Source organism: Rheinheimera sp. (genome assembly GCF_965283995.1).
In the GTDB taxonomy this organism is placed as follows: domain Bacteria; phylum Pseudomonadota; class Gammaproteobacteria; order Enterobacterales; family Alteromonadaceae; genus Pararheinheimera.
The window spans coordinates 2,537,339-2,554,698 of sequence record NZ_CBDIQG010000001.1; the positions used below are offsets into that span (position 1 = coordinate 2,537,339).

A 17,360-nucleotide genomic window follows, 5' to 3' on the forward strand; every position below is an offset into this window, starting at 1 on the left:
CATGACAACAGTAAATACAGCACTGAATCAATCGCCATCCCGCGGTCGGATCAATAGCATCGATATGATGCGCGGTCTGGTGATGCTGATGATGCTGCTGGACCATGTGCGGGAGCGGGTGCTGCTGCATCTGCAGGTCAGCGATCCGATGGAGATCAGCCAGACAGAACCTGGCTTGTTTTTCAGTCGTTTGCTGGCGCACTGGTGTGCGCCGGTGTTTGTGTTTCTGACCGGGGTGTCGGCCTATCTGTACCAGCAAAAGGGCCGTGCGCTGACGCCTTTTTTACTAAAACGTGGGCTGGTGCTGATTTTACTGGAAATGACACTGGTCAATGTTGCCTGGCTTGGCAGCTACAACACGCTGTATTTACAGGTGATTTGGGTGATTGGCCTATGCATGCTGTTGCTGGCGCTGCTGCATCATTTGCCACGGCAGCTGTTGCTGGTGCTTGGTTGCCTGCTGGTTGCAGGGCATAACCTGCTGACGCCGCTGCAGTTCTCGCCGGGCGAGAGTGGATACTGGCTCTGGACCATCCTGCACGACCGCGGCTTTTTGCTGGCACCCTCAGAAGCGGCCATCGCCGTCAAAATCAGTTATCCGTTGTTGCCCTGGGTTGGCGTGATTCTGCTAGGTTATCTGGCCGGTTGCTGGTATCAGCAATCAGCAGCACAGCGGCAGCGGATTTTATCGCGAACCGGCTGGTTGGCACTGGCTACGCTGGTGCTGTTGCGCGGTTTGAATCTGTATGGCGAAACGCTGGACTGGCAGGTTCAGCCCACAGCGCTTCTGACCATGATGGACCTGCTGAATTTCACCAAATATCCGCCGTCGCTGGATTTCCTGCTGCTGACTTTGGGCCTGATGTGTCTGGCACTGCGGGCGCTGGAACGGGCCGCCATGACCAACCCTGCCGCGCGCTGGCAGCAGGTACTTGCTGATTTTGGCGCGGCGCCGATGTTTTTTTATATCCTGCATCTGTACGCCTTGTTGCTGCTGTACAGCCTGGCATTGCTGGTCTTTGCGCCGAATCAGCAAACCGCTTATGGCCCGATGCTCGGCGTCAGTCATGTCGGCTGGGTTTGGTTGATCGCCGTGTTGCTCGCCGCAGCGTTATACTGGCCAACCCGTTGGTTTGCGGGTTTTAAACAACGCAGCCACTGGCGCTGGGTGCGTTATTTCTGAGCCTGAGCGGTGAGCTGTGCGTTGACATGCAGCTTCAGGAAGTGGCGGTTAAACAAATGCGCCGCCATTAACAAAATACCGGCACTGATCGCCAGCCATGGCTCCAGCGGTGCCGGTACCCACAACGACAGCAACATCAAACCGGCCCCGGCAACACCGAGCCACAACGGCGCATGCTGCTGATGCTGACGCTTTGCCGCCGGCAAACTCCAGATCACCAGCAATAAAATCGGTGCAATCAGCAGATAGTGCACCCACTCGGCTTCCAGCCAATGCCCTAGCAAACCTGCACCACCCAACGCCAATAAAATCGGCGTTATTAAGCAATGAATAATGCAAAGCCCTGATATATAAGCTGCTACTAAATCTCTCATTGGTCTCACCTCTGCTGCACCTGAACGGAAAACGCTGGTTTTCATACCTGAATGAAATGTTATATTATCACATTATCGAGCGCGGAATCGAACGTAAAGTTTTCTGATTTGGGTATAACGCAGGGAGATCTATGCATTACCGTAACAAAATAGCCATGCTGGTGGCGGCGACATTTAGCCAGCAGCTGTGGGCGCAATCCGTGTCTGGTGTGGTGCTGGACAGCAAAGGCCAACCTATCGCCGGGGCAGAAGTGTCGCTGGCCGGCAGTCAGGCGCGGGTGAAAACCGATGCCGCCGGCACTTTCCTGCTGGCAGCACCAGCCGGACAGCTGGCAGAGCTGCACGTCGAAGCGCCGCAATTCGCCCACCGCAATCTGCATCTGAATGTACCAGAGGCGGGGCTGAACAATGTCGAGCTACGTCTGGCGCCGACCTTGCTCGAAGTCATTGATATCAAAGCCAGCCCGCTGCACGCCTCCGCGACGGAGTCGGCCTTGCCGGTCAGCGTGCTGTCTGGTGAGCAGCTGAAAATGCAGCAGGCCTCGACACTCGGTGACACGCTGAAAAATCAGGTCGGTGTGCACAGCAACTTCTATGGCTCCGTTGCCAGTAGCCCGATCATCCGCGGTTTAGATGGCCCGCGTGTGATGATCACGCAAAACGGTCTGGATGCCGGCGATGCGTCGCGGGTAGGCCCGGATCACAGCGTGGCGAGTGAAGCCGGTACGGCCCAGCAAATTGAAGTGCTGCGTGGCCCGGCAACGTTGTTTTATGGCAGTGGCGCTATTGGCGGTGTGGTCAACGTGGTGGACGAACGCGTGCCGACACGCCGGGAGACTCAGGTCAACTGGCAGCTGGAGCGCCAGAGCGTCAATAACGAAAAACTGGCTGCTGCTGCCGGCCAAACCAGCGTCGGTGATGTCGCCCTCTATGCCGATGCGTTCTGGCGTGAACAAGACAATTACAAAATTCCCGGCGTCGCCGAAACGGGCAGTGACGAAGCCGCCGGTGGACGCGTCGCCAATACCGATGCGACCGGCAAAGGCGGCACTGTCGGTGCCAGTTATCTGCTGCCGAATGGTTTTGTCGGTGTGTCGGTCGGCCGGCTGGAACGGCAATACGGTATTCCGGGCCATTCACATGGCGGTCACGAGCATGAGGAACACGAAGCTGAGGCCGACCATGCCGAAGAACGCGTGTTTGCCGACCTTGAACAAGACCGGGTGCAACTGCACAGCCAGTTAAATTTCAGCGGCGGGCCGCTGGCGCAACTCAATGTCAAAGCTGGTTTTACTGATTATCAACATGCCGAAATTGAAGACGGCGCGACTGGCACCACTTTCAAAAACCGCAGTGACGAAGCGCGGCTGGAATTACTGCACCGCGAGTGGTTGGACTGGCGCGGCGGCCTCAGTCTGCACTACAAACACAGCGATTTCGCTGCCGTAGGCGACGAAGCCTTTACGCCGCCATCGACGCAGGAAATGCTGGCGATCGGTTGGATGGAAGAGCGGCATTTTGGCCCGCTGTTACTGCAAACCGGTGCCCGGCTGGAGCGCGTCACACTCAAAGCCGATCAGGTACTGCTGCCTGAACTGGCCGCACACGCCCATGACGGCAGCGAACACGATGATCATGACCATGGCGGCGATCAGCTGATCCGCACTTTTGCCGTCGATCAGAATTTCAAGCCATATAGCCTGTCGGCCGGCCTGGTCTGGGAATATCAGGACGGCTACAACGCCGCGCTGTCGTTGTCGCGTTCAGGCCGCGGGCCTTCTGCTTCAGAGTTGCTGTCTTTCGGCCCGCATATCGGCACCAACGCCTATGAGATCGGCGCCTTATTCCACCGCAATCCAACGCAGGACCCGCATCAGGCCTTTGCGCTGAATAAAGATCCGGTGGATTTGGAAGTGTCGAACAACATTGACCTGACCTGGCGCAAATACAGCGGCGATGTGGCGCTGATCCTGAACGCCTTCTACAACCAGGTGGATAACTACTATTACCAGCAAAATACCGGCTTGTTCGCCGAAGATGGCCATGCCCACGCTGATGACGAGCACAACGAAGCAGAACATACCGAAGAGGCGCATGACCACAGCGGCGAATTGCCGGTGTATCTGTTCCGTGCAGCTGATGTGAACCTGCACGGTTTTGAAGCCCAGCTGATTTGGCAGATCGCGCCGCAGTGGCGTTGGACGCAGCAAGTCGATTACGTGCGGGCCCGCTTAGATGCAGGCGGTGATTTACCGCGCACACCGCCGCTGCGCCTGCAATCGGCGTTGTCGTGGCAGTCTGCCGAGTTCAGTGCCGAGCTGCGCTACAGCCATTACAGCAAACAGGACAAAGTCGAAACGCTGGAAAGCGCGACCGGCAGCTACAACCTGCTCGATGCCAATGTCAGTTATTACCTCGACCTGTTTGACCAGCAGCTGGCGGTGTATCTGAAAGGGCAGAACCTGACCGACGAAGACGCCCGCGTCCACACCTCATTCTTAAAAGACAAAGCGCCATTACCGGGCCGTTCTATTGGCCTCGGTATTCGTGGCGAATTCTGACCAAATCCAGCCGGCAGGCCCTAATGGCGGCCGGCTCATGAATATAAAACAGGAGTTGATATGTACAGTGTAAAAATGAAATTGCTGCCGCTGGCCATCGCCAGTGCCATTCTGGCGGGCTGTGGCGATGCGACAACCAACATCGTTGAGAAAGAGCCGATCGTGATTAAAGACCCGCATCCACCGGTCGCTGCTGTGGGGAAAGGTCGCTTATTGGTCAGCGATAAAAGCAGCGCAGTGGTTAGTGTTTATGATTTGGACCGTTCAGAACTCATCGAACAGTTCCAGCTGATCAACACCCCGGATGCTGTTTATCCGTCGCCGGGTCAGCGGTATGCGTTGGTGGTGCAGCGGCCCAATGACCGGATCCAGCTGGTCGATGGCGGTCAGTGGCAGGAAGATCATGGCGACCATTTACATCCCTATTCCGAGAAACCAAAGCTGATGAGCTTTCAGCTAAACGGCAGCCGCCCGACGCACGTGCAAAGTAATGCCAGCACCACCGCGGTCTTTATGGATGGTGATGCAGCCAGCAAAACACCGGCCGCCGTGGTCACGCTGACCGAAGCCAACATCAGTGCCGACAAAAAAGACCTGCCGCTGCTGCAATACGATACGCATATGCATGGTGCGGCGCAGCCCCGTGGCGACCAGCTGATCTCCACCATCCGCGACGCTGCCAGCAGCGATATTCTGCCGGATAAAGTCGGGGTCTATAGCCAGACCGCTGGCAAATTCAGCCTGAGCCAGACGTTCGCGCCGACCTGCCCACGCTTACACGGCAGTGCGCAGAATAAAGGTTTTGTCGGCTTTGGTTGTACCGACGGTGTGCTGGTGATTGCGCAATCCGGCAGCACATATACCGCCAGTAAAATCGCCAATCCGGCGGACATCACCGGCACCAACCGGGTCGGCACTGTCGAAGGGCACGATGATGCGGCGCATTTTGTTGGCCTCGCTGGTGCGCTGGTATTTGCAGTCGACCCGCAAAACAAAACCATCAATAAAATCGACTGGCAGGCACCGGCCAATGCCGCCATCGTCGGTTATGGTTTCACAGCCAAAGCCAAGCACTTTGTGCTGCTGGATAACCAGGGTTATCTGACCGTGCTGAACTACAGCGGCAGCGCCTTTACGCTGGCCGGCAAAGTGCAGGTCGCGACCGGTCTGAGCGCCATGCCAGCCGGCAGCAGTCTGCAACTGACGCTGGCGGGCAGTGAATACCGCGCTTATGTCAGCAACCCGGTCAATAAAGCTGTGGTGGCGGTCGATTTGGCCAAACTGCAGGTGACTTCAACTCTGCAATTAAACTACACCCCGCACAAGCTGACCTGGCTGGGTATTGCTAACTAAGGTCAACAGACCCTAAGCATGTTCTACACAAAACACCGGCCTCACACTCGTTGAGTGCCGGTGTTTTTTACTGCAAGGCTCAGTGAAAACCGCAGCGAAAAAGCAATACGGCTTGCTGAAATTGCGCGTCCAACTACACTTTGTTAAATTTAATGTTAATTAAGTGTGTAAATATTGAATAAGATATTTCTGTTAATCTGCTGCTTATTGCTGGCGGGGGCGACCAAACCAACACTGCTCTTGGCGCAACGCTATGAAGCTGGCATTGATGTGCAGCAGTATTGGATCAGTGAAAAGCTCGATGGCGTGCGTGCGTTTTGGACCGGACAGCAGCTGTTGACCCGCGGCGGGCAAGTGATTGCGGCGCCGGCTTGGTTCGTTGCCAAATTTCCGCCTCAAGCGCTGGACGGTGAGTTATGGCTGGGGCGCAATCAGTTTGCACAGACGCTGAGTATTGTCAGTAAAGCACAGGTGATTGACGCGGAGTGGCAGCAGATCCGCTACCATATTTTTGAATTACCCAACGCCCCCGGTACTTTTACCGAGCGCATTCACGCCATGCAAGCACTGAGCGCCAAGCACCAAAGCCCCTATCTGCACGTGATCCCGCAGTTTCGGCTGGCAAACCACGCCGAGTTAATGACCAAGCTGACAGCACTAGAGCAACAAGGCGCCGAAGGCCTGATGCTGCACCATCAAGATGCGCATTATAAAACCGGGCGCAGCAGCGATTTACTGAAGCTAAAAAGTTACCAGGACACCGAAGCCGAAGTCATCGGCTACCGACCTGGTAAGGGCAAATATCAAGGCATGGTTGGGGCGTTAGTGGTGAAAACACCAGACGGCAAAACCTTTGCGATCGGTAGTGGTTTAACCGATGCACTGCGGCAAAACCCACCACCACTGGGCACCATGGTGACCTACCGCTACAACGGCTTTACCAACAAAGGACTCCCGCGTTTTGCCAGGTTTTTACGCATCCGCCAGCCATTGGAGTAAAAGCCAGCTGGCGTGCGTGTGGCACTGCACAGTGCTTACGGTCCCGTTCAGGCATGATCCCGCTTTTAGCTGATATAGAACAAAGTTTGCGCCTGCCGGAGCGGGTTAACATGCGTTATTGCAGGACCACTCTTGTTGTTAGTGATTGTTGCCAGTGTTTTTTGGAGCACAAAGTGCGATGCGTAAATTATCCGCCGTTCGAAAAATAGCAATGCTCTGTGGTCTGTTGCTCAGCATCAGCCTCAGGCTGTTTACCGGCGTGGCTTTAGTCAGTGTGACTTTAGCCAGCGTGACTTTGGCGGGCGTGACTTTGGCGGGCGCGGCATGGGCCGACGAGGAATGTAAGGATCCGATCGCGCAGTGGCAAACCCGCGAGGTGCTTAAAGCCAGGCTTGAGCAACAAGGCTGGGTGGTCAAACGTATTCGCATCGATGACGGCTGCTATGAGGTGCGCGCGATGGATGAGCAAGGCCGCCGGGTGAAAGCCACTTATGCGCCGGCAACGCTGACCTTACTGGAACTGGAGGTGAAACATGATCACCAAGCGCAGCGCGAACACCAAAATCAGCGCGAACAGCAAAATCAGCGCGAGCCGCAGGAACACTGAATAGCCGCGCAGTCAGCCGATTCAACCACATTGATCAACAGATATGATCAACAGATATGATCAACAGATAGTCAGGAGCAATCAGATGAAAAAATTATGGATCGCCGCAAGTTTCATCCTGGGTCTGGGTCTGCCCAATCTGACGCAGGCCGCTGAAGTGACCATTACCACAACACTGAATGCCTATAGCGGCAATGGCGCTTATCTGGCGTTTTATCTAACCGATGCAAACGGTAAGTACAGCAAAACACTGTGGGTCGCGGGTGGTAAAAGTAAATATTACAAACACTTGCAGGGCTGGGCCCGCGGCAGTGGCCTAAAAAGCGCCGAATACGATGGCTTCACCGGCGCCAGTGTCACCGCAGGTGAGCAACTCACGGTCAAGGTGAACATTGATGATGCGCTGATTGATGCCGGTTATTTGATCCGGGTCGATAGTGCGGTGGAAGATCAGCGCGACCACCGGGTTGATGCCGAGGTGCCGCTGACACGGCAGGGCGCTGGCACTGCTGTGGCTGGGCGCGGTTATGTCAAAACTATTAGTTACACCTTGTAAAGTCGTTGTTCCAGAGGATATTGCCGAATGCTGCGTCGCCTCCACTCCTTTGCCGGTCTTGTTGCAGCGCTGTTTTTGCTGATCACGGCGATTACGGGGGCATTGCTGTCGTTGGAGCCTGCACTGCAGCGCGCAGCGGCGCCCGTGCCAGCCCGTGGAGCACTCAGCGTGGCCGATGTGGCGGCAAAAGTGCTGCTGGTTTATCCCGGCACTGAGCAAATTGAACGCCTGCCCTCTGGCGCCGTGGTGGTTTATTTCACCGAAGATGGCCAAACCGCGGCCGATCTGATTGATCCTTTCACCGGCACCCGGCTTGGGACTTATCAGCAGTCAGCTGTTTTTGCCAGGCTGAAAGATTTACACCGCGCGTTCTTGTGGGATGACAAAGGGCGCGTTGGCGCGGGCATTGTTGCGCTGCTGCTGAGCGTGCTGTGTATCTCTGGGTTATTTTTGCTGGCCGCTCGCGCCGGCGGCTGGCGCCAGTTATTTGGGCCGATGCGCAGTGCCGCCAGTGGTACTGTCAGCCCGCGGCTGCACGCCGAGCTGGCGCGTATTGCTGCATTGGGTTTGCTGCTGTCGGCCCTGACCGGTTGCTGGATGTCGGCACTGCGGTTTGGCTTGCTGACTGAAGCCCCGGAGCTGGAGGCTGATTTTCCACAAAGTGTGGCTGGCACGGCTGCCGCGCCCGTTGGCGCATTGCCGGCATTGCAGCAAACCGATTTGGTTGATTTACATCAGCTGATTTTCCCGTCGCGCACCGATTTACAGGATTTGTATGCACTGCGCACCCATCAGGGCTCGGGGTATGTTGACCAAGCGACCGGCGCATGGCTGTCTTACGCCGACTATGGCTCGGGCGCACGGCTACAAACCTTTATTGTCGAGTTACATACCGGCGAAGCGTACTGGTGGCTTGGGCTGGTGTTTGGTGTTGCGGCGCTGACGGTGCCGGTTCTGGCGGTTACCGGTGTGCAAATTTGGTGGCAACGGCGCCGAGCCATGCCGCACCTGCAAGGTAACTCTGCTGCGGATCTGGCCGACACTATTGTGCTGGTCGGCTCTGAAACCAACAGTACCTGGGGTTTTGCCAACGCCTTATTCGAAGGATTAAAAGCTGCCGGCTGTCGCGTGCACCTCGCGCCGATGGATCAACTGGCAAACCACTATGCCAAAGCCGAACGGTTGTTGATCCTTACCTCAACCTACGGCGATGGCGACGCACCGGCCTCGGCCAGTCAGTTTTTACCAAAACTGCAGAAACTGCCTTCGACATCACAGCCAACCCTCAGTTTACCGTTCGCCGTGCTGGGTTTTGGCGATCGGCAATTTTGCAGCTTTTGTGCTTTTGCCGATCGGGTAACTGAGGCGTTGCAGCAACAACAGTGGCCCCAGCTGCTGGCCACCGACTATGTCGATCGACAGTCCGTCGCTACCTTTGAGCACTGGGGCACCGCACTTGGCAAAGCGATTGGCCGGCCTTTGACGCTGCACAATACGCCGGAGCTGCCGCCCAGCCATACGCTGATGTTGGTTGAACGGCAAAACTACGGTGAAGCCGTGCAGGCGCCGACTTGTGTATTGCGCTTTAAAGCCGCAGCTCCGGGCAGCGCACTGCCAACTTTTAGCGCGGGTGATTTGGTTGGCATCCTGCCACCGGGTGGCGCTGCGCCAAGGTTCTATTCGCTGGCATCCGCCAATACCGACGGTGTCTTGGAAATTTGTGTCCGGCAGCAGGACCATGGCCTGTGTTCAGGGTTTTTATACAACCTGAAATTGGGAGAAACTGCGGCTGGTTTTATTCAGAAAAATGCCCGCTTTAAACCTGCCGCCGGCAAGTCGCCGATCCTATTGATTGGCGCCGGTACCGGCATTGGGCCTTTGATCGGATTTATCCGTGCTAATAGCGCACAGCGCCCGATGTACCTGTACTGGGGCGGGCGGCTCGCCACTGCTGACTTTTTATATCAGGATGAACTGAACAGGTGTTTAGCAGAAAAGCGCCTGACCCAGCTGCATACCGCTTTTTCGCGCAGCGCAACACCCGCCTATGTGCAGGACGCTTTGCAACAAGATGCCGAACACATTCGCGCATTGATGCAGGCGGACGGGCAAATTTTAATCTGTGGCGGGCGACGGATGGCCAGCGATGTCGCCACCACACTCAATACGCTGTTGGCGCCTTTGGCATTGGATGTGGACCAGTTGAAAAAGTCAGGCCGTTATATTGAAGATAGTTATTAAAGCGGTGCCTGAGCCCGCACCTATTGAGCTTTGTATTGGCCAACCCGCTGGTTTTAAACAACGCAGCCACTGGCGCTGGGTGCGTTATTTCTGAACATTGTCGCCTCCTCAGTACCGGTTTGAATCAGCCAGCAGTCCGGTACGCTGTTCCTTTCAGGCAGATCCTGTTACTTTCCTGTGATCACTCAGACATTTAGTCGCCTTTCGCCGGTGCTTGGCCGCATCTGCTGATCGGCGCCGATCTATCCTGCGTTTTGCTTGGGCAGAATATCGGCATCATCGGGCATGATTTGGCAAGAGTCCGCCGTGCCGCAACTTTTCGGGAGTACAACAATGCAATTATCTCAGGTCTTATTGGCCACCCTCGGTCTGCTCGCTGCGCTTGGCACTGCGACGGCTCAGGAAAAACCACAAGCGGCGAGAATGCAAGCGGGGGTTCCGGTGGTGGTTGCTGCGGTGACTGCGCAAGACGTGCCGGTCTGGCTGCGGGGTATCGGGCAGGTGAAGCCACAACAAAGCGTGGAGATCCGGCCGCAGGTCGATGGTTTATTGCAGCAGGTACTGGTGCGCGAAGGCGATATGGTAAAAGCCGGCCAGTTGCTGGCAACGCTGGATGACCGCGCCATCAAAGCCGCTCTGGCGCAGGCGCAGGCGCAGCGCGCCGTGGCAGAAGCCAAACTCAATGTGGCCAAACGCGATTTAAAACGCTACCAGAATTTAAGCCAGAGCCAGGCCATTTCTGCCCAGCAAAAAGACCAGCAGCAAGCCACAGTGCAACAGCTGCAGGCTGAGTTACAAAGTGTCGAAGCACAAATCAATGCGCAGCAGGTGCAGCTGTCGTTCACCCAAATTCATGCGCCTATTGCCGGCCAGGTCGGTATCCGTAATGTCGATGCCGGTAACTATGTACGCCCATCTGATACGCAGGGCCTGTTTTCTGTGGTGCAGCTCGACCCGATTAGTGTCGAGATGGCATTACCGCAGGCCCAGTTACCGCAATTACAACAATTGATGCAGCAGGTGCGGCAGCAGCAGGCAGTGCCGGTCGAAGCTTTTGTCCGTGATGGTGGCGACAAACTGGCCAGCGGCAGTCTGGTCGTCGTCGACAACAGGGTGAGTACCGGTAGCGGCACTATCCGCATCAAAGCCGATTTTGCTAATCCGACCCAGGCCTTATGGCCAGCGCAGACCGTCGTGGTGGCGCTGCGCAGCAAACTGTTACCGCAAGCGCTGACCATTCCGGTCAAAGCGCTACAACAAGGCCCACAAGGTGCTTTTGTCTGGCGGATTGATGGCGACAAAGCCACAGTGCAGCCGGTGCAGGTGCTGGAAAGCACCGAGACAGTCATCGTGGTCAGCGGCGTCAGTGCCGGCCAACAAGTGGTGGTTGATGGCCAGAGCCGGTTGCGGCCGGGCGCGACTGTGGTGATTAAAACCGCCGCTGAACAAGCGCAGGCTAACAAAACCAGGAAAGAAGGCAAGCAAGCAGCGGCGGAGCACGCAGCATGAATAGCCGCAGTATTTTTGCCTGGTGCATGAACCACCCGATCGGCACTGTGCTGCTGACCTGCGCCTTAGTGCTGATGGGTATTCTGGCCATTCCGCGCCTGTCGATTGCGCCGTTGCCGGAAGCCGAATTTCCGACCATTGAAGTCAGTGCCCGTTTACCTGGCGCCAGCGCGGAGACTATGGCCTCCGCCGTGGCGACGCCGCTGGAAGTGGCGCTCAGTGTCGTGCCCGGCATTACCGAAATGACCTCCAGCAGCGCGCTCGGTTCGGTCAATATCACGCTGCAGTTTGTGCTGGAAAAAGACATCGATGCCGCCGCGCAGGAAGTGCAAGCTGCGCTTAATCAGGCCGCCGGTCGTTTGCCGGACATGCCGAATCAGCCAACCTGGCGTAAAGCTAACCCGTCCGACAGCCCGATTTTGATCATCGGCGTGACCTCAGAAACACTGTCGCGTACGCAAATCAGCGACATGGCAGAAACAGTGCTGGCGCGGCAGCTCAGCCAGATTTATGGCGTCGGTGAAGTCTTTATCGGTGGTCAGCAAAAGCCGGCCATTCGCATTCAGGCGCGGCCGGAAGTGCTGGCCGCAAATAATCTGACGCTGGCGGATATCCGTGGCGTGGTGCAAAAAGCCAGTGTGAACCAGCCGAAGGGCGCACTGTTTGGCGCGAACCGGGTGTCGACGCTGGCGGTGAACGACCAAATCTTCAGTGCCGACGAATACGGCAACCTCATCGTCAAATACGACAATGGCAATCCGGTGTATTTACGCGATGTCGCCAATGTGATTGCCGGCGCGGAAAACGACTTTTTGCAGATTTGGCCGAACGGCGAGTCGGGCGTCGCGCTGATTATCCGCCGGCAGCCAGGCGCCAATATTGTTGCCACCGCGGATGCGATTCAGGCGGCGTTGCCGCAGCTGGTGTCGGCATTGCCGGCCGACATCAAAGTGGAAGTGTTTAACGACCGCACCCGCACCATCCGCGCCTCGCTGGCCGAGGTCGAACTGACGCTGGCGATTGCGGTGGTGCTGGTGATTGCGGTGATGGCAGCGTTTTTAAAGCAATGGTCGGCGACCTTAATCGTCACGGCCGTGCTGTTGGTGTCGCTGATCGCCACTTGCGCCTTTATGTATGTCGCTGGTTTTAGTCTGAATAACCTCACGCTGGTGGCGATCGTGATAGCGGTCGGTTTTATCGTCGACGATGCCATTGTCGTCATCGAGAATATCCACCGTTATCTTGAACTTGGCCTCAGTAAAACCGAAGCAGCGCTGAAAGGTGCGCAAGAGATTGGTTTTACGGTGATTTCGATTTCCGTGTCGCTGATTGCCGCTTTTATTCCGCTGCTGTTTATGGGCGGCATTATCGGCCGGTTATTCCTCGAATTCTCCTTGACCGCCGCAGCTGCAATTCTGATCTCAGTGGTGGTGTGTCTGACGTTGGCGCCCACGCTGGCGTCGATTTTTATGGATAAGGCGCCTAAACATGACCCGAATCATCCGGGACTGTTTGACCGGCTGGTCAAGCGTTATGACCGCGTGCTGACCTGGGCCTTAGCGCATCAGCGCTTTATGCTCGGCGTGTTCGGCCTGACGCTGGCCGGTAGTGTGATGAGTTTTATCGCCATTCCAAAAGGCTTTTTCCCGCTGCAGGACACCGGTTTTGTCATCGGTTCGACGCAAGCGGCGTCAGATATTTCGTATGAAGATATGGTCGCCAAACATAAACAGCTGGAAGACATTTTGCGCAAAGATCCGGCTATCACTGGCTTTAACCATGCGGTCGGCGGCAATAACTCCACCGGTGCCGGCCGCATCTGGATAGTGCTGAGCGACCCGGATGATCGCGACGCCAGCGCCAGTGAAGTCATTGACCGGTTACGGCCACAGTTTGCGCAAATTCCGGGGCTGCAGGTGTTTTTGCGCGCGTCGCAAGATATTAACCTCGGCGCCAATCAGGGCCGCGCGCAGTATCAGTATGTATTAAAGGCGCTCGACAGTGACGAGCTGGCCAGCTGGACCAATCAGCTGACCGCCAAGTTGCGGCAAAACCCGATGTTCACTGATTTATCCAACGACCTGCAGTGGGACGCCAATATCATCCGGCTGGAACTGGACCGGCAGGAAGCGGCCCGGCTTGGTTTTACCGCGGCCGATCTGGACCAGGCTTTGTACGACGCTTTTGGTCAGCGCCAAATCAGCGAATATCAGACCGAGACCAACCAGTACAATGTGATTCTGGAAGTAAGCCCGGAGCAACGTGGCCGTGCCGACAGCCTGAATTATTTCTACCTGCGTTCGCCGCTGACCGGCGACATGGTGCCGCTACTGAGCTTTGCCAAAGTGCTGCCAGCGCAAAGTGGCCCCGTGGTCATTGCGCACCACGGCATGCAGCCGGCGGCGAATATTTCTTTTAACCTGGCGGCCGGTGTGGCGCTTGGTGATGCGGTCAAAGCACTGGAGCAGGCGCGGGCCGAACTGAATATGCCACCGGCGGTGCTGGGCACTTTCTTAGGCGCAGCGCAGGCGTTCCAGGATTCGCTTGCCAGTCAGCCGCTGCTGATCCTGACGGCCTTACTGGCGGTTTACATCATCCTTGGTGTGTTGTACGAGAGTTTTGTCCACCCGCTGACGATTCTGTCGACGCTACCGTCGGCAGCGATTGGCGCTATCGGGCTGCTATGGCTGTGGGGACTGGATTTCTCCATCATGGCGCTTATTGGCATTATCTTGCTGATCGGTATCGTGAAGAAAAACGGCATTCTAATGGTCGATTTTGCGCTGCAGGCCCAGCGCGAGCAGGGTTTAAGTGCGCGTGATGCCATCCATCAGGCTTGTCTGGTGCGGTTCCGGCCGATCATGATGACGACGCTGGCGGCAATTCTGGGCGCAGTGCCGCTGATGCTGGGTTTTGGTACCGGTTCTGAACTGCGCGTACCGCTTGGGGTGGCCATTGTTGGCGGTTTGGCGTTTAGCCAGATTTTAACGTTGCTGACCACGCCGGTAGTGTTTCTGGCGCTGGATAAATTGTTTTTGCAAAAACGCCGGCAAGCTTAATCGGCTTGCTGTGCTTTTTTCTATGCTAGTGCGCCTAACGTTTTTTCGTAATGCGCGGTAGCCGACGCGACTTTTCTTGACAAGTTTCGCTGTCCCCACTCATTCTGTGTAAAGCTTTTCCTTCGGCTTTGTCGGCCGGCGGAACAGCTTTATTCTGATTCCACCAGCAGTGTTATCTAATCGCGTTTTATCCAGGTCTCATTTTCAGAAGGCAGATGCGATTTATGCTGTATCCAACCATCCATGCGGTCGGCAGTACCGTGTACTTCATGTTGTTTCTGCTGTTTTTGTGTGCCCGGCTGGTGCCGCGCACCAATCCCGGTATTACCTTTTGGGCCGGTGCAGCACTCGCCGCCTGTTGCGCCCGTTTAGCCATGTTATTACTGCCTACTGAATCCGACGCGAGCGGCGGTCTGCTCTGGTATGCCGTGTTTATCACGTTGGAAAAATTGCTGTTATTGCTCGGTGCTTTCCGCTTTTTCGGTCCAGTGTATTTACCTGGCGGCAGGCGGATGCTGACCGATCGCTGGTTGTACGGCCTGGTGGGCTTAGCGCTGGGTTGGATCTTCGCCTATGGCCAGTTGGGCTTGCCGCGGGTGCCTTATGATCTGGGGTTGGCAGTGCTGAACGTTGTGGCCTTGTTGTTACTGGCCGTGGCGGTATATCGCAGCCGGATCCGGCTGCCGCAGTGGCTGAAATCCAGCATCGTTGTTGTAGTCAGCCTGCTGGCGCTGCACTGGAGCCTGATCGTGCCGCTGTATTTGTGGTGGTTGCCGGACTGGCGGCAGCAAGGCTTTGTATTTGGTACTGTGCAGGCCATGCTGCAGTATTTGCTGATCCTCAGCGCCGTGATCGTGTTGTTTGTCCGGCGCCTGAGCGAATCCGAAGCCAAAGCGTTGGACATGGCCTATCACGACCCGCTGACCGGCCTTAGCAACAAAAGATATGTTGATGTGCTGTTTGGACAGGCGCTGCAATTAGCCAACCGGCCGCACCAGGCGCTGGCGGTGTTTTATATCGATCTGGATAACTTCAAACCCATCAACGACAACGCCGGCCATAAAACCGGTGATTTAGTGCTGCAGGAAGTAGCGAAACGGCTGCGGGCCTGTTTACGTAGTACCGACATTTGCGCCCGCATCGGCGGCGACGAATTTGTCGTGATCGCCACCCAAATCGAGCAGGAACAGCACGTGCTGGAGATCGCCGAGAAGCTGCTGAAACAACTGCGTCAGCCAGTACAAATTGACCAACACAGCTACGAACTCGGCGCCAGCATCGGCGTCAGCCTGCATCCGCGCCACGGCCAGGAACTGGCCGAATTATTAGAAAAAGCCGACAGCGCCATGTACCAGGTCAAACAACATGGCCGCAATGGCTACCGGCTATACAACGGCGACGAAAGGCGGGGGTAATGCACCGACATGCGGTTACCAATGTACGCCACGTGCTTTATGTACGCCACGTGGTGGCCAGCGGCTTCGCTTGCCGATACCTACGGTTCGTTTGGGCATTTTGGTTTCACTAATGTACGCCACGTGATGGATGTACGGCGGCGCGTTGCTTGCCGTACCTACGATCTTGTTTGGGCATTTTGGTTTAACTGATGTACGCCACGTGGTGGATGTACGCCGACGCTTCGCTTGCCGTACCTACGGTTTGTTTGGGCATTTTGGTTTCACTGATGTTCGTCATGTGATGGATGTACGCCACGTGGTGGCCAGCGGGCGTTGCTTGCCGTACCTACGATCTTGTTTGGTCATTTTGGTTTCACTGATGTTCGTCATGTGGTGGCCAGCGGGCGTTGCTTGCCGCTCCTACGATCTTGTTTGGGTGGTAGGTACGGCAAGCAACGCTCGCTGGGCGTCACACGCCGTACGATAGACCCCGCTCGCCTCAACTTGTTGAACAACCTGTTATTCTGCGTGATAAGGCCCGCAATGCTGTTCCAGTTGCGGCAGGCGTAAATCCTGCTGTGGGTCCAACGCTGGTGGCGCTGCGATACCGTTACCCGCACCGGCTTGTTGCAACAGCAACGCAGCGTTTTGCACCAAACCTGGAATTTGCAAAGGCGCTGCCAGTTGCTGCAGATGCTGCACCTCAGCCGGCTGCAAAGGCCGCGCGGCCTGGCGCAGCGCCTGCAGCAACGCTAGATAGTTTTGTAGTTCAGCCGGCGCTTTGTCATCAATGCTTTTGCTGATACCCGCGGCAAAACGGTCAAACGCCGGCCAGTCTTGCTGCGCGACCACCACTGTCAGTAAATTCAGCGAAGCCATCTGCAATGAATACGGTTCCTGCAGCTGGGTATAGCCATACATCGCCTGACGTAACCGGGCTAATGCGGGCTGATATTGCTGCTGGCGCCACAGCACCAGCCCGAGATTGTTTTGTAGCAAAGCCACCAACGCCGCTTGTTTATATAAAGTCGCCGCCGTCAGGCTTTGTTCGAAATGGATTTTGGCTGCAGCAAAATCGCCTTGCATATAGCTGATTTGCCCGAGGCTCGTGCCGACCCGCGCTTGCTCGATGGGCGGCAAATCAAAGCGGGCACTGCATTGATACCAGTAAAACGCCGCCGGATATTTCTGCTGCATAAAATTGACGAAACCAGCCGCAAGCAACAAATCGGTTTTACTCAAACCTGCGGACAGCAGCTGATCAGCCTGCCGCAGATTTTGTTCGGCCTGACTAAATTGTTTCAGTCGGGTGTAAGCACGCGAGGCCAGTACCAGCCAATCACGCTGATGCCAGGCCGGTGTACTGCTGAGATCCGGCAACTGTTGTTCAAACAACGCCACAGTTTCCGCTGGCTGCGTCAGCGCCGCAGCCCGGGCTTTGTCGAAGGCGTCCGTCGCATTGGACGTACTGGTGTGAAGCAGCCACACGGCTAGCAGGATTTTTTTCATCGTCCCTCTGCA

12 protein-coding genes are annotated in these 17,360 nt (G+C 56.3%); 10 read left to right on the plus strand and 2 right to left on the minus strand.

What is annotated here, in order from left to right; all coding sequences use genetic code 11:
* Position 1 precedes the first annotated feature (1 nt).
* On the plus strand, positions 2-1,183 hold the full coding sequence (locus tag ACQ66Q_RS11380) for a DUF1624 domain-containing protein (RefSeq protein WP_430456915.1): 1,182 nt from the start codon (positions 2-4) through the stop codon (positions 1,181-1,183).
* Here ACQ66Q_RS11380 and ACQ66Q_RS11385 read toward each other — a convergent pair.
* A complete protein-coding gene (locus ACQ66Q_RS11385) occupies positions 1,174-1,557 on the minus strand; it encodes a MerC domain-containing protein (protein ID WP_430456916.1) in 384 nt (127 codons plus the stop codon). The two genes, ACQ66Q_RS11380 and ACQ66Q_RS11385, sit on opposite strands and share 10 nt — an antisense overlap.
* A 131-nt stretch (positions 1,558-1,688) precedes the next feature.
* On the opposite strand from ACQ66Q_RS11385, the gene ACQ66Q_RS11390 reads away from it, so the two are divergent.
* The 9 genes from ACQ66Q_RS11390 to ACQ66Q_RS11430 all read left to right on the plus strand — a co-directional run bounded on the left by ACQ66Q_RS11390 (position 1,689) and on the right by ACQ66Q_RS11430 (position 15,857).
* Positions 1,689-4,118 carry a TonB-dependent receptor gene (locus tag ACQ66Q_RS11390; protein WP_430456917.1) on the plus strand — a complete coding sequence of 810 codons (2,430 nt, stop codon included), beginning with the start codon at positions 1,689-1,691 and terminating at the stop codon, positions 4,116-4,118.
* Positions 4,119-4,178: 60 nt separating this feature from the next.
* Positions 4,179-5,471: a YncE family protein gene (locus tag ACQ66Q_RS11395; protein ID WP_430456918.1), complete on the plus strand. Its 1,293-nt coding sequence runs from the start codon at positions 4,179-4,181 to the stop codon at positions 5,469-5,471.
* A 174-nt stretch (positions 5,472-5,645) separates the two neighbouring features.
* Positions 5,646-6,470 (plus strand): DNA ligase, encoded by an 825-nt coding sequence (locus tag ACQ66Q_RS11400; RefSeq protein ID WP_430456919.1) that lies wholly within the window; start codon positions 5,646-5,648, stop codon positions 6,468-6,470.
* A gap of 178 nt (positions 6,471-6,648) precedes the next feature.
* Positions 6,649-7,077 (plus strand): PepSY domain-containing protein, encoded by a 429-nt coding sequence (locus tag ACQ66Q_RS11405; RefSeq protein ID WP_430456920.1) that lies wholly within the window; start codon positions 6,649-6,651, stop codon positions 7,075-7,077.
* Positions 7,078-7,162: 85 nt separating this feature from the next.
* A complete protein-coding gene (locus tag ACQ66Q_RS11410) occupies positions 7,163-7,633 on the plus strand; it encodes a DUF2271 domain-containing protein (RefSeq protein WP_430456921.1) in 471 nt (156 codons plus the stop codon).
* 27 nt (positions 7,634-7,660) lie between these two features.
* On the plus strand, positions 7,661-9,874 hold the full coding sequence (locus ACQ66Q_RS11415) for a PepSY domain-containing protein (protein ID WP_430456922.1): 2,214 nt from the start codon (positions 7,661-7,663) through the stop codon (positions 9,872-9,874).
* Between the two features lie 333 nt (positions 9,875-10,207).
* Positions 10,208-11,383 (plus strand): efflux RND transporter periplasmic adaptor subunit, encoded by a 1,176-nt coding sequence (locus ACQ66Q_RS11420; protein WP_430456923.1) that lies wholly within the window; start codon positions 10,208-10,210, stop codon positions 11,381-11,383.
* Positions 11,380-14,442: an efflux RND transporter permease subunit gene (locus ACQ66Q_RS11425; protein WP_430456924.1), complete on the plus strand. Its 3,063-nt coding sequence runs from the start codon at positions 11,380-11,382 to the stop codon at positions 14,440-14,442. The genes ACQ66Q_RS11420 and ACQ66Q_RS11425 overlap by 4 nt, the downstream gene beginning before the upstream one ends.
* A 215-nt stretch (positions 14,443-14,657) precedes the next feature.
* Complete coding sequence (locus ACQ66Q_RS11430; RefSeq protein WP_430456925.1) at positions 14,658-15,857, plus strand: diguanylate cyclase domain-containing protein; 1,200 nt, start codon at positions 14,658-14,660, stop codon at positions 15,855-15,857.
* A 501-nt stretch (positions 15,858-16,358) separates the two neighbouring features.
* On the opposite strand, the gene ACQ66Q_RS11435 is transcribed toward ACQ66Q_RS11430, so the two are convergent.
* Positions 16,359-17,348 (minus strand): tetratricopeptide repeat protein, encoded by a 990-nt coding sequence (locus ACQ66Q_RS11435; RefSeq protein WP_430456926.1) that lies wholly within the window; start codon positions 17,346-17,348, stop codon positions 16,359-16,361.
* Between the last annotated feature and the right edge of the window lie 12 nt (positions 17,349-17,360).